Annotated in this window: 9 protein-coding genes; 2 read left to right on the top strand and 7 right to left on the bottom strand. The window is 64.8% G+C overall.

Annotated features, from left to right (window positions below; genetic code table 11):
• Positions 1-45: 45 nt before the first annotated feature.
• Positions 46-1215, top strand: a complete 1170-nt coding sequence (tarD, locus tag A3M7_RS0130580; RefSeq protein ID WP_027547342.1) for a D(-)-tartrate dehydratase — start codon at positions 46-48, stop codon at positions 1213-1215.
• A gap of 241 nt (positions 1216-1456) precedes the next feature.
• Here the strand turns inward: tarD and A3M7_RS0130575 are convergent, their stop codons facing one another.
• The 3 genes from A3M7_RS0130575 to A3M7_RS0130565 form a co-directional block, all read right to left on the bottom strand.
• Complete coding sequence (locus A3M7_RS0130575) at positions 1457-2602, bottom strand: DUF418 domain-containing protein (protein WP_027547341.1); 1146 nt, start codon at positions 2600-2602, stop codon at positions 1457-1459.
• 42 nt (positions 2603-2644) lie between these two features.
• Positions 2645-3997 (bottom strand): malonyl-CoA decarboxylase, encoded by a 1353-nt coding sequence (locus A3M7_RS0130570; RefSeq protein ID WP_027547340.1) that lies wholly within the window; start codon positions 3995-3997, stop codon positions 2645-2647.
• 260 nt (positions 3998-4257) lie between these two features.
• The gene (locus A3M7_RS0130565) at positions 4258-5058 is read right to left on the bottom strand and encodes a helix-turn-helix transcriptional regulator (protein ID WP_027547339.1); all 801 of its coding nucleotides are present in this window, start codon (positions 5056-5058) and stop codon (positions 4258-4260) included.
• 59 nt (positions 5059-5117) lie between these two features.
• Here A3M7_RS0130565 and A3M7_RS0130560 point away from each other — a divergent pair, with 59 nt between their 5' ends.
• Entirely contained in the window at positions 5118-6290 is a 1173-nt protein-coding gene (locus A3M7_RS0130560) for an MFS transporter (protein ID WP_027547338.1), read from the top strand.
• A 407-nt stretch (positions 6291-6697) separates the two neighbouring features.
• Here A3M7_RS0130560 and A3M7_RS0130555 read toward each other — a convergent pair whose 3' ends face one another.
• The 4 genes from A3M7_RS0130555 to A3M7_RS0130540 all read right to left on the bottom strand — a co-directional run bounded on the left by A3M7_RS0130555 (position 6698) and on the right by A3M7_RS0130540 (position 12903).
• Positions 6698-10015, bottom strand: coding sequence for an AHH domain-containing protein (locus A3M7_RS0130555; RefSeq protein ID WP_027547337.1), 3318 nt, complete (start codon positions 10013-10015; stop codon positions 6698-6700).
• 2 nt (positions 10016-10017) lie between these two features.
• On the bottom strand, positions 10018-10761 hold the full coding sequence (locus tag A3M7_RS0130550) for an imm11 family protein (protein WP_027547336.1): 744 nt from the start codon (positions 10759-10761) through the stop codon (positions 10018-10020).
• 13 nt (positions 10762-10774) lie between these two features.
• Positions 10775-11554, bottom strand: coding sequence for a DUF4261 domain-containing protein (locus A3M7_RS0130545; RefSeq protein ID WP_027547335.1), 780 nt, complete (start codon positions 11552-11554; stop codon positions 10775-10777).
• Between the two features lie 236 nt (positions 11555-11790).
• A complete protein-coding gene (locus A3M7_RS0130540) occupies positions 11791-12903 on the bottom strand; it encodes a hypothetical protein (RefSeq protein ID WP_156937018.1) in 1113 nt (370 codons plus the stop codon).
• Positions 12904-12979: the final 76 nt, after the last annotated feature.

The following is a 12979-nucleotide window of genomic DNA, read 5'->3' as shown; positions in this document are numbered from 1 at the left end:
CCCGGCCATGACGAGTGGAGAGAGTTAGCTAGGAAAGCCACGCCCATGTCCGTCCGCATCGTCGACGTCCGCGAGATCACCAAGCCGATCTCCTCGCCGATCCGCAACGCCTATATCGACTTCACCAGGATGACGACGAGCCTCGTTGCCGTCGTCACCGACGTGGTGCGCGACGGCAAGCGCGTCGTTGGCTACGGCTTCAACTCCAACGGCCGCTACGGGCAGGGCGGCCTGATCCGCGAGCGCTTTGCCTCGCGCATCCTGGAGGCCGATCCGAAATCGCTGCTGGATGCGGCCGGCGACAATCTCGACCCCGACAAGGTCTGGGCCGCGATGATGACCAACGAGAAGCCGGGCGGCCATGGCGAGCGCTCGGTCGCGGTCGGCACCATCGACATGGCGGTGTGGGATGCGGTGGCGAAGATCGCCGGCAAGCCGCTGTTCCGCCTGCTCGCCGAACGTCACGGCGTCAAAGCCAATCCGCGCGTGTTCGTCTACGCCGCCGGCGGCTACTACTATCCCGGCAAGGATCTCTCGATGCTGCGCGGCGAGATGCGCGGCTATCTCGACCGCGGCTACAACGTCGTGAAGATGAAGATCGGCGGCGCTGATATCGACGAGGATCGCACCCGCATCGAGGCGGTGCTGAAGGAGATCGGCAAGGACGCGCAGCTCGCCGTCGACGCCAACGGCCGCTTCAACCTGGAAACCGGCATCGCCTACGCCAAGATGCTGCGGGATTATCCCTTGTTCTGGTACGAAGAGGTCGGCGATCCCCTCGACTACGCGCTGCAGGCCGCGCTCGCCGAATTCTATCCCGGCCCGATGGCGACAGGCGAAAACCTGTTCAGTCACCAGGACGCCCGCAACCTGATCCGCTACGGCGGCATGCGTCCTGATCGCGATTGGCTGCAATTCGACTGCGCGCTGTCCTATGGCCTGTGCGAATACCAGCGCACGCTCGAAGTGCTGAAGACCCATGGCTGGTCGCCGAGCCGCTGCATCCCGCATGGCGGCCACCAGATGTCGCTCAACATCGCCGCCGGCCTCGGCTTAGGGGGCAACGAGAGCTACCCCGACCTGTTCCAGCCCTATGGCGGCTTCCCGGATGGCGTCCGCGTCGAGAACGGCCACATCACCATGCCGGATCTTCCCGGCATCGGCTTCGAGGGCAAGTCGGATCTCTACAAGGAGATGAAGGCGCTGGCGGAGTAGTATTGGAGCGCGAAGGCCGCGCTAGCTATTCAGTGTCGTCCCGGCGAAGGCCGGGACCCATAACCCCAGGGAGGAGTTATGGGGCGAACTGGCAACTCCGAATCTTCGCCAAATCCAATCCTGTGGTTATGGGTCCCGGCCTTCGCCGGGACGACGCTGAGGAGGCAGCTCGCATCTCGCGCAACGCATCCTCAAACTCCGCTGTCATGCCTCGCCTAGTGCGCAATTGCGCACGGGGTCGTCACCCCGCCACCGCCACCTGTGTCGCCACCATCGGCTGCCGTACACCATACATCAGCGTGCGCCATAGCCATTCGATCGGGCCGTATCGGTAGTGGCGCAGCCACCATGCGCTGAACAGCACCTGTCCAGCGTAGACGATGATGCCGATGGCGAGGGCCTGGGTGATGCCAAGCCGCCCGAACAGACCAAGGCCGTAGCCGTAAAATATCCAGCCGAAGATAAGGGATTGTGCGACGTAGTTGGTGAACGCCATTCGGCCCAACGGCGCGGCCCAGCCAAGCAGCCTCTTGCCGTGCTCGAAACTGGCGATGCCAAGAATGGCGGCGCCATAGCCCAGCGCCAGCAGGATGGTGCCAAGTGGCTCCCTGCCGATATGGATCAATGCGGCGCCAAAACCGATGCAGAGGGGCGCGATGACGAGCAGGCCACGGACATTCTGCAAAATCCCGCTGCGCCACGCGAGCGCTCCGACAAGAAACAGCCCGATCGTGCGCAAAAAGACGAACGCGTGCAGAGACGCGATGAGAGGAATTTCGCGGAGACGGAACGCGAATACGTCGAGGAGGCCGCCCGTCGCATAAATGCGATTTGCATCCATGACGTCCCGCCAGATCGCAGCCCTGCTGGGAAACAATCCAGCCGGCGGAAAGGCCTGCATTGCCAGGTACAGCGCCAGGAACGCCAACGCGGAGAGCGTCAGTAGCCAGCGCGGACCAGACAGGAACGGCAGCACGATGAACCCCGCCAAAGCATATTCGGTGAGGATATCGCCGTTCCAGATCAGGCATAGGTGAATGACGCCGAACACCAGCAGCACAGCGAGCCGGCGCATGAGGAGCGAAATGCGGCGCCCGCTGTTTGTCAGCCGATCGAATTGAATGGCAAGGCCTGCGCCGAACAGCAGCGAAAACAGCGCAAACGCCTTGAGTTCGACGGCCTGTGTCAGGACCGTTTCGATGGCGCGATCGACCGGCGAGGCGAACGTCTTGGGGCCAAGAAATTGCTCGAAGATCGAAATGCGAAACTCCATGACGAGGTTGATGGCCATGACGCCGAACAGGGCGACGCCGCGCAACACGTCGATAGCGTCAATTCGCTCCGTAGCATTTGTTGGCCGGGGAGATGCGGCGCCATCGGAAGTCATTGCGGTATGAATTCCAATCGCGCCTTGGCGTATTTCGTCCTCTTACGACAACCGCATGTCCAGCAGCCGCCGGCCTTCGCCCTTCAAGAGCTTCTTTACTGCGCTCGACGCCACGACCTCGCCGTCATTGGCATAGGCTTCGTGGTTCTTCTCGATGTCGTCGAGGCGGTAGAGGTAGTTGACCATCACGCCGGCCGATTCCCGCACGCCCTTTGGCGAAAGGTCGCCGAGCCAGTTGATGCGCTCGAGCCGCGCGCCGTTACCGAGATGGAAGCGGGCGACGGAATCGATCAGCTTGCCCTTCGGCGTGCGCGCCTTCAGGAAGTAATAGGCCGCGAGCGGCTCGATCACGGCGCGTAGCAGCGCGGTCGTCTCGGGGTTCTCGAACCATTTGGGATCGTCGAGGCGCTTCAGCACCTCGCGGTCCTCGTCCGAGAGCGGCAGGTCCTTGTCCTGCTTCACCCATTGCATGAAGCCCGGCACCGGCGACAGCGTCACGAAGGTGTCGAGTTTTGGCGTCTCGCGGCGCAGCTCTTCCACCACCTGCTTGATCAGGAAGCTGCCGAAGGAGATGCCGCCAAGCCCGCGCTGGGTGTTGGAGATCGAATAGAACACCGCGGTGCGCGCGCGCTCGATCGGCAGATGCTGGCGGTCGACCGCGAGCAGCGGCGCGATCGCGCCGGGGATCGTTTCGGTCAGCGCCACCTCGACGAAGATCAGGGGCTCGTCCACCATCGCGGGATGGAAGAAGGCGTAGCAGCGGCGGTCGACCGGATCGATGCGGCGGCGCAGATCGTCCCAGTCGCTGATCTCGTGCACGGCTTCATAGCGGATGATCTTTTCGAGGATGTTGGCCGGAGTTGACCAGTCGATCCTGCGCAGCACGAGAAACCCCCTGTTGAACCACGAAGAGAGCAGATGCGAGACGTCGCGATCGAGCGCGGCAAGATCGGTGTGCCCGTTCATCATGCCGAGCAAATCGGCGCGCATGTTGACGAGGTCGCCGGTGCCGCCGGGCGCGCGGTTGAGACGGCGGATCAGCTCCTGCCGCCGCGGCTCGGAGGCGAAGTGCAGCGAGCTCGCGTCTTCGTCACTGGGCCTGGCGCGCCATTTTTCGATCGCCTTGGACAGGCGTTCGCGATCGGGACCGAAATCGCGCACCAGGGCTTCGAAGAAGGCGCGGCGTCCTGCCGCATCCAACTCCTGGTAGATGTCGAGCACCTCACGCGCCATGGCAGTGCCCGAAGCTTCGCCACGACCGGACAGCAGCGCACCGCAGAGCTCGATCAGCCCGTCGGCATCGTGCTTGGTGTCGTCGGAATCCCCGCGGCGCAGCAGCGTGCGGCCGCGATCGGAGATTGTGGCGAGCAGGTCTGAGAAGAAGGCGTTGGCCATCTGGGCTTTTCGATTCCGGTTTGTGCGCTGCGGAAGCTTACACGGGATTTAGGCGGAAGCCGATCACAATCAAGCAGAGGAATTTTGTATCTTTCGTGGTGCCATGCGTTCCAAGCACGCTGTCATGTCCCGCCGGTGGCATTTGGAGAACGAGGCGGCTGCCTCACGCGCCGTCATTGCGAGCGCAGCGAAGCAATCCAGACTGCCGCCGCGGAAAGACTCTGGATTGCTTCGCTGCGCTCGCAATGACGAGGCGATAGCTACCCCTTCCCCGCAAATTCCGTCGGCGTCCGCCCCGTCACCTGACGGAATGCGGCCGAGAACGCCGGCACGCTGGCATAGCCGAGCTGGGTGGCGAGCTGCTTCACCGAGACGTTCGCATCCGTCGACAGCCGCTGGATCGCCGCGGCGATCCGGGCGCGCTGGCACCAGCTCTTGAAGCTCAGCTGCGTCTCCGTCGAGAACAGCCGCGACAGCGTGCGCGCGGAGGTTCCGACCTCGCGCGCCAGCGTGTCGATATCGTGCAGGCCGGTGGGGTCGTCGAGCACGATCATCGCGGCGCGCCGGCAGCGCGGCTCGCGCGGCAGCGGCACGAAGGTCGCGGAATCCTCGGCCTGGTGCAATTCCAGCATCACGAGGCGAACCAGCAGCTCGGTGCGCTCATCGGTGTTGCGCGCGTCGAACAGCGCCAGGATCGCCTGGTTGAGCAGCGGCGACACCCGCACCACGAATTCCCTGGTCAGGCCGTCATAGCGCTGCTCGCGCTTCAGCCAGGACAGGTCGAAATACAGCGTGCGCATCTCGATATCGGCGAGCAGGTCGAGGGCGTGCTCGAGCCCGGCCGGCACCCAGACGGCCCGGTCCGGCGGCACCAGCCAGCGTCCCCCTGGCGTCGTCACCTGCATCGTGCCCTTCGCAGCATAGATCAACTGCGCCTCGCGGTGCAGGTGCGGGTCGATCCGCATGCCCTTGGGATAATCGCGGGCGACCAGGTGCACGCCCGCGGGCGAGCGATGATTGCTCCGGACCGCCCGGAGGATTGGCGTTTCCACGACAGTCATTGGCAGCATCTCGTCATGCCCAGGACATATAACTCATTTCGGAGCAGGAGAGGATTCGTATGAACAGCCCCAGCCGGGTCATCAGTTTCGTCAACGCAGGCCATTTCATCGACCATTATTCGATGCTGATCTTCGCCGCCGCCGTGATCATCATGGGGCCGGCGCTCGGCATGGCCTATTCGGAACTTCTGCCCTATGCGACGCCGGGCTTTATCGCCTTCGGCGCGGGCTCGCTGCTGACCGGCTGGCTCGGCGACCGCTGGAGCCGCCGCCACATGATGCTGATCTTCTTCCTCGGCATCGGCCTCTCCATGATCGCGGTCGGCTTCGTGCAGACGTCGGCGCAGCTCGGCGCGGCGCTGCTGGCGATCGGAATCTTCGCCTCGATCTACCATCCCGTCGGCACCGCCATGATCGTGTCCTATGCCGACAGGCTCGGCCGCGAGATGGGGCTGAACGGCGTCTGGGGCAATCTCGGCGTCGCCTCCTCCGCGCTGGTCACCGGCGTGATCGGCCAGTATCTCGGCTGGCGCTTTGCCTTCATCGTGCCCGGCGTCGTCACCATCCTGATCGGCATCGCGTTTGCGATGATGGTCGTGCACGAGGACCGCAAGGGCTCGAAGCAGGCGGCGGCGCAGGCGCGCGTCGCCAAGCAGGACATGTGGCGCGTGATCCTTTCGCTGCTGATCGTCGTGATCGCGATCTCTACCACGTTCAATGCCGTCACCGTCGCGTTGCCAAAGCTGTTCGCGGAGCGGCTTGCCGATCTCACCAAGAGCCCGGCGCTGCTCGGCGTGATCGCGGCCTGCGTCTACGTATTCGGCGCGATGACGCAGTACACGATCGGCCGGCTGCTCGACCGCTATTCGCTGAAGACGGTGGCGCTGCCGCTGTCCTTCATGCTGGCCCCGTTCCTGTATCTTGCCGCGAGCCTGTCCAATCTGCCGCTGATCCTGGTCTCGATCGGCATCGTCATGGGCGCGTTCGGGCAGGTCACGGTCAACGACGCCATGGTCGGCAAGTACACCACGGAGGAGTGGCGCTCGCGTGCCTATGCGGTGCGCTATTTCGTCGGCTTCACCGCGGCGGGCGCTTCCGTCGGCTTGGTCGCCTGGCTCTACGAGCAGGGCGGCTTCGTCACCATGCTGCACGCCTTCGCCGCGCTCTGCCTGCTCGCGATCGCCGCCGCGCTGATCCTGCCGCGCGAGATCCGGACGCCGCAGGCGGCGTGAGCGATTGAGGCGGGCGGCTCGCGCCGCATCGTCATTCCGGGGCGTCGCGCAGCGGCGAGCCCGGAATCCATTTACCCGCAGCCTCTGCCGCCCGATGGATTCCGGGCTCGCGCCTGTCGGCGCGCCCCGGAATGACGGAAGAGACGCGCGCAGCTGCTCGCAATGACGGGGGATGAGGAGGCACGTCGTGCATGCCGCCCATGATGCCATTCTGCCGGTGTCTTGCCCGACGAGTCAAACGTCGGAGCGGCTGAAAAAACCCAACGCCGCCAATGCCGTCCTACTGTGCATGGGGTTGTTTTCGCGTTTTTTCGTTGGAGCGCGGCGAGCCGCAGCAGAAGCCTGGCTCGTGACGCGCTCGAAACGCGACCAGCGGTGCACCGGTCCTGACGTCGATCCTGTGGGCGCTACCCAGGTCTTGCATGAAGCGGCGATGCGACGTCGGCTCCGAGCATCGGCCCGATCGCCGCGACGGGAGGCAACATCGGCGCCGTCGCTCCCGCGGACCCGCCGGGCCCGACAGCCATCGCGCCGACGAGTTGATCGCGTGCGGCGCTGATGTCCGGCGCAAAGGCGAGGGCCACGTCGGCCAGTCGGCCGCTGGTACCGTCGGTGCGGGTAAACGAGCCCTGACCATAGATCGTCGAGCCATCCGGCAGGCGGCTCTGCACGCCATCGGAGGCGAGCGAGATCGCGCTCACGCCGGCTTCGACCAGCGAATTGAGCTCGCCGGGATCGCTGACGCCATTGCTATTGCGATCGCGCCATATGCCGAAGCGGCCGAAATCCTGATCCGGCGAATCGAGCGCGCCGTCGTGATTGGTGTCGAAGATGCCGAGGCCCTGGAGGTCGGTCCGGGCGCCGGGCGTCCACTCTCGCAATGCCAGTTCGCGGGTCTGGTCGACGGTGCCCGAGCCGTTGGCGTCGAATGCGAGCAGGCCATCGTCAGGCGCGGTCCAGGCAATCCGATTGGGCACGCCGTTGCCATCCGCGTCGAACGCGGCGCGGGAATCGTTCAAGCCGGTGATCCGGACGCCCTGCCCGGAAAGGTCGAGCACCACCGGCCCCATGTCGCCGCCGAACGAGCCGCTGCTGAACGAGTCGCCGCCGAAGCTGCTGTCGCCGAAATCGCTGAAGCCCGATGACGAGCCGAGACCACTGTCGAAGCTGCTGCCGGAACTGAAGTTGCTGTCGAGGCTCGAATTGAAGCTGCTGTCCAGGCCTGAGTTGAAGCTGCTGCCGATGTTCGAATTGAAGCTGCTGTCGAGGCTGGAGTTGAAGCTGCTGTCGAGATTCGAATTGAAGCTGCTGTCCAGGCCTGAGTTGAAGCTGCTGCCGAGATTCGAATTGAAGCTGCTGTCGAGGCCTGAGTTGAAGCCGCTGCCGAGGTTCGAATTGAAGCTGCTGTCGAGGCCGGAGTTGAAGCTGCTGCCGAGGTTCGAATTGAAGCTGCTGTCGAGGCCGGAGTTGAAGCTGCTGCCGAGGTTCGAATTGAAGCTGCTGTCGAGGCCTGAGTTGAAGCTGCTGCCGAGGCCCGAATTGAAGCTGCTGTCGAGGCCCGAGTTCAAACCGAGGGTGGCGCCGCCATTCAGGTTCGAGGTCAATCCGGTGTCGAGGCTGGAGCTCAGACCAAGGTTCGAATTCAGACCGGTGTCGAAAGAACCAAGGCCCGGGTCGATCCCGGTATTCAAACCGCCGTCGAGCGGCCGGCCGGTCGTGTCCAGCGACAGCGGCGAAGCAGGCGCCGCCGTCGTCACGCCGCCGAGATTGCCGTCAAAACCAATGGAGGTGGGGGTGAGCCCGTCAATTGCTTCCGGCTCCGCGTTCGAGGGCGCAAGGGACGAGCCGGTATTGGCAGGCGTATCCAGCGGCGCGTCCGATGCCGGCGCCGTCGGCGCCGCGGGAAGTGGGTTCGCCGTGGGGTCGGCAGGCAGTGCGTTCGGGTCAACGCCGGGCGTCAGCCTCAGCGTATCCAGCATCTGCTGACCCTGGGTCTGCTGATCCGCCATCTTGGAATCGACGTAGGCCTGCCGCCGCGCGTCGTAGTCGGCCTGGCTTTCCGCCTGGAAGCCGGTCATCGGATCGCTGAACGGCCCGCCGCCATTGCTGAGATCGAACTCGGCGGCGAATTGATCCGGCCAGGCCGGTGTCGGCGCGGCGGCCGCCGCCGGCGGCTGATAGCCGGTGAGGCTGTCGTAGAGCGACTTGACGCCCTTGTCGCCGAGGATGGCGCCGCCGATGCCGCCGACGATCGCCCCGCCCAGCGCGCCCCACGGTCCGCCAAGCGCGCCGGCTTCACCGAGCAGATAAGCACCGGTCAGTGAGCCGCCGAGGCGACCGCCGAAACCGGCGACCTCGTGGCCCGCTCCCAGCGTGTCGCCCTGATTGTACATTTGATAGGCGTTGTAGCCGGTGATCCCGGCGTCGGCAGCGAGGCCGACCGTTCCGAGGACGCCGGCGCCGGTGAAGATCTTCGATGCGGTCGGCGATTGGCCGATCACGCCGACGAAGTTCGGCGTGAACCGTCCGGTCGCAGCGCCGGTGATTTCCGCCGGAAGCTCGGACGCCGGAGCCCTCGTCAGGTCTGGGACGGACGCGCTTTCGCGCGCCGGCGAGGTGGCCGGCGAAAGCTCCGAAGACGCGGGGGCCTCGGGCAGCGCCGAACCAATCTCCGGCACCTCCGCAATGCCAGGCGCGCGCATCTCCGGCAGCTCCGTGGTTGTCGTCCGCACCGGCGCCTGATTGTCCGGGACAACCGGACTGTCCTGGATGATGGGAGCATTGTCCTGGACGATGGGAGCCCCGTCCGGCAACGGCGCAGGCTGCTCGATTTGCGGCAGCGCCGCCACGTCGGGCGATGTGACAGATGGGAGCGGCGCAAGATCGGGCGTTCCAATCGTTCCGAGACTTTCCGGGGCGGTCAGTCCCGTGGCGAAGGATCGCCCGGTCGCATTCTCGACCCCTTGCAGCAGCTCCGGACTGGCACCGGCTGGGCCAGTGGATTGTGTCGCCCCGCCCAGCGTGTAGCGACTGCGGCCGGCATCGTTCAGCGCGTTGGTGAGATCAGTCCGCCCGCTGGCATCGAGCGAGGCGCGGACGTCATCGACGTTGCGCACAAGATCGCTTCGTTGCGCTGCCGTCAGATTCGGATTGAAAGCATCCGCCTGGTTGAGCAGTTCATAGCGCGGAAAATCGACAAGCCCGTCGAGGCTCTCCGGTGTTGTAATGCCCTTGCTCTGCAGCTCCCCTCGCAAGTCATCAAAGAACGCCCGGACCTCGGCCGGGTCACCCGATAAAATCATCGGATCCCGGGAGTTCAACGGCACGCGTCCGCTCGACGTAACGTTCGAATCCGGAAGCAGGCCGGACAGCGCCATCCGCGAATAGGCCTGGATCGTATTGACGCGGCCGGCAAGCTCAGTGCTTTGCGCGGCGGTCAGCGGCACGCTGACATCGTATTTCGATGCCGCCGTGTCGAGCAGGCCCCGGATAAAATCGGTGTAGGCCGGATGCGAGCCGAGATGGGGGGTCTGGCCTCCCGCCAAGGCCGTCGCCACATCCTTGGGCAGCGCGATGCCGTTGGTGCTGAAGTCGTGCAAATCGACCGCCCCGCCGAGCTGCTTCAGGAACGGATCCTCGGACAATTGCAGCGGAATCCGGTGATGGGCCTGATAATCCGTGGGAATGTCGAGCAGACCGTTAAAGCCACGCACGGATTTGGGCATGATCAGGCCTCCGTTTTGGTGGATGGTTTTTCTGGTTTCAGGCCGGCCAACTTCGCCTTGTCGCGAATCTCTGCCAACGTCGGAAGCGGCTCCTCGCGCGTGCCGAGCCGTTCCGCCTGTACCCCGCGAACCTTGGCAGCTTTGAGCGCGGCCAGCAGCTTGTCGGTGACGAAGATCGACGCCGGATGCCACCTCGGCCGCCAGATCTGCGCGTCGCCTATGGCCGCGAGGTCGACATATCTTGGGCCCATCATTCGATTGATGTAGCCCTCGCGCAGCCAGTATTCCTCCGCGCTCATCGGGTCGGTTCGCTTTTGCTCAAGCGATTTCTCGACGGCCACCGGATCCGGTGGCTCCATTTTCATCGTGGCGTAATCGAAACAATCAATGCGCTTGAGCAAGTTGCATAAATGCCATTCGCCCGGCACCGCTGTGCCGTCTTCCCACTGCAGGGTGAAGGGGCGGAATTCGCTCTGCCCGGCTGCGTCGCGCTCCAGCACGGATTTCATTCCGGCGCTGACCACCGGCGTCCTGGCGCCGGTCAGGATCAACTCCGGGATCTGCTTGCGCGGCTTCGAGAGCAAGCGTGCCTCGGAGGGAAGCGGCTTGTCGTACCAGCGTTCAATCTCCGCTAAACCGACCGACGCCGTCAGCGGCACGTTCCAACCGGCCACTTGCACCACCACCGGCGTGCCGAATGGCCATGCCGGCGTGATTTCGTAGACCCGTCGTGGTGCCTTCGCCATCGCTGATGCTCCCCTAGGCCGCGGCAGGGACGGTAGCCTGCAACACCGGCAGTCCTTCGACGCGACGCGAGACTACGTGGTGGATCCGGATGCGATCGGACTCGCCGGCGCCAAGCGTGTCGCCGTCGCGCAGCACGGCGCCATGTTCGAGCACGTAGACGATGAGGCCGGCGACCTTGGTCACGATCTCGTTCGGGTCGGCGCCTTTGCCTTCGAACTCGATCTCCCGGCCGCCGAACGGCGTCAGGCCGAACGTGATCGCGCCGACGATCTGGCCGTCGCGGAAGGGATGAATGCTGACCCACAGCGGAAACGGAATGCGCGGATATCCGGCGAAGGCCTCGCGCGACAGCTGCTCCCAGCGTTCGGCGGAATGAGCAACGAGCCCATTCCACAAGACCGCAGCGGCCGGGATGGTCGCAATCAAGCCGCCGGTGACCGCGGTCACGGCGCGCGCGGCCTGGAGCTGCTGTGCAGGCGTCTCGGCCTGTCCGACTGTCGAGACCACGACGTGGGCGGCATGCCCGCCGAGGACCTCGAGCGCCGCCGGCCAGGTCGCGGCGGCGCGACGGCCGGGCAAATCCCAGCTCTCGCGCGGGACCGGCATCGGCATGACCATCAGCACGATATTCTGACCGGCACAACGGATCACCGGCGCCGCTGCTCCCGGCGCCGCTCCGGGCAGGTCAATCTCAATTCCGGGATGTCGTTTGCGCAGCACATCGACGATCGCCGCAAGATCGAGGACGACGGGCCGCTCGAACAGCGCGAAGGCCAGGTGACGATCCATCATATCTACGTCCTCATGTGTCCCGCGTAGGGAATTGCCGGGAGGCTCGCGATTTCAAACCACTTGTCGTTGCGGTCGGCGTTCTGTCAGCGGGCCCCGGCCATTTATGCCACGAACGATGGCCGAGGTTGAGCCTAATCTTGTCACGAGCGGAATGGCCTATGTCTGAAATCCCGCTCGGTTCATTGTTTGAACATGACCTTCCTTCAGGAGTCGTTTCCGCCGTTCGGGATCATGCTTCAGGCGGCATGTTTCGGTAGCGCGTGCATGTCGCCGCCGAGCGTCGGAATCCCCGCGCCGGTCATCTGAGGCGGCGGCAATGTGGTCATGGCCGCGGCCTCCGGTGTCGCCGTCGCGATCGCCGAGGCAAGCTGGTCGCGCGCTCCGATGACGCCTGGGCTGAACGCCGCAGTTGCAAGGGCAGAAGAATGGACGTGGCCTGGCCCGGCACTGAGCGCGAAATCCGCCGCACTCGCGTGTGGCCCGATCCGGTTTGGCGATTCGTCCGTTGCGAGCAGGATCGCTTTGGTGCCGGCTTCGACCAGCACGCCGGTGGATGGTGGGGTTGTCTGTGCCCGATGGATCGTTGCGCCATTGGAGGCCGGCACGGCCGCGTCGGAGCTTGCGGCGTCGTTGGGATTGGCGTTGATGTGACTGGAGGCCTTGGCCGCGTCGTCAATCTTCAATACGTCGGCGTGTGCAGGCTTCGCATCGTCGTTCGCTGGCGCGTTATGGTGATCACCCGCTGCGGAATTGTGATGCGGGGCCGGGTCAAGGATGTTGTCCAGCGGCAGAACGTCGTGCGCCGGAGATATTGGATGGTCCGCATGCTGTGATGGGTTGACCGGCCCGGTCGATGGCGGATCCAACACGTCATTCGCCGCCGTGGTGCGGTCGGCAAGGGAAGTCGAGGTGGGCGCGTGTCGCGATGCCCGCGCGTCGCCGAGCAATGGCGCTGCGACCGGCCCGGACTGAAGCATGTCGCCAAGGCGCGAGGCCGAGGAGTCGGTTATGGTCAAGACCTGATCCTGGGCTGTGCCAATTGACGACACTCCGTCACCTGCCAAGTCACCTGCCAAGTCACCTGCCAAGTCACCTGCCATGCGCAGCTCGGTCGCGCCTGGCGTCGCGGCGCCCAGGGCAAGCGCGCTGACACCGCCATCACCCTTTAAGGGTAAGGCACGTCCACCGTCGGCGGACGTGCCCGTCAAGAATCTGTCATCAAACAGGTCGCTGCCGTTCGAAGGGTCTTGTTGCGATGACAGTCGCAACTGGCCGGTTGAAGCAAGTCGTACCCCCATCGCGGTCGTCTCGGGTGCGGAAGTGTTTGAACTGTCGCTCACTTCGTCCATCTGCGTTTTCTCCCACCGCCGCTTGCCAGCTATCACGCGATCTTATGACCCAACCGTCTTGGCTGACGAACGCGGG

This window comes from Bradyrhizobium sp. WSM2254, from assembly GCF_000472645.1.
Taxonomy (GTDB): Bacteria; Pseudomonadota; Alphaproteobacteria; order Rhizobiales; family Xanthobacteraceae; genus Bradyrhizobium; species Bradyrhizobium niftali.
This window is presented reverse-complemented; position numbering and strand designations above follow the sequence as displayed.

Coding starts and splice junctions, on each gene's coding strand:
- A3M7_RS0130560 (WP_027547338.1), top strand. CDS start 5,118: ATGAACAGCCCCAGCCGGGTCATCAGTTTCGTCAACGCAGGCCATTTC.
- A3M7_RS0130555 (WP_027547337.1), bottom strand. CDS start 10,015: ATGCCCAAATCCGTGCGTGGCTTTAACGGTCTGCTCGACATTCCCACG.
- A3M7_RS0130540 (WP_156937018.1), bottom strand. CDS start 12,903: ATGGACGAAGTGAGCGACAGTTCAAACACTTCCGCACCCGAGACGACC.
- A3M7_RS0130565 (WP_027547339.1), bottom strand. CDS start 5,058: ATGACTGTCGTGGAAACGCCAATCCTCCGGGCGGTCCGGAGCAATCAT.
- A3M7_RS0130570 (WP_027547340.1), bottom strand. CDS start 3,997: ATGGCCAACGCCTTCTTCTCAGACCTGCTCGCCACAATCTCCGATCGC.
- A3M7_RS0130545 (WP_027547335.1), bottom strand. CDS start 11,554: ATGATGGATCGTCACCTGGCCTTCGCGCTGTTCGAGCGGCCCGTCGTC.
- A3M7_RS0130575 (WP_027547341.1), bottom strand. CDS start 2,602: ATGACTTCCGATGGCGCCGCATCTCCCCGGCCAACAAATGCTACGGAG.
- tarD (WP_027547342.1), top strand. CDS start 46: ATGTCCGTCCGCATCGTCGACGTCCGCGAGATCACCAAGCCGATCTCC.
- A3M7_RS0130550 (WP_027547336.1), bottom strand. CDS start 10,761: ATGGCGAAGGCACCACGACGGGTCTACGAAATCACGCCGGCATGGCCA.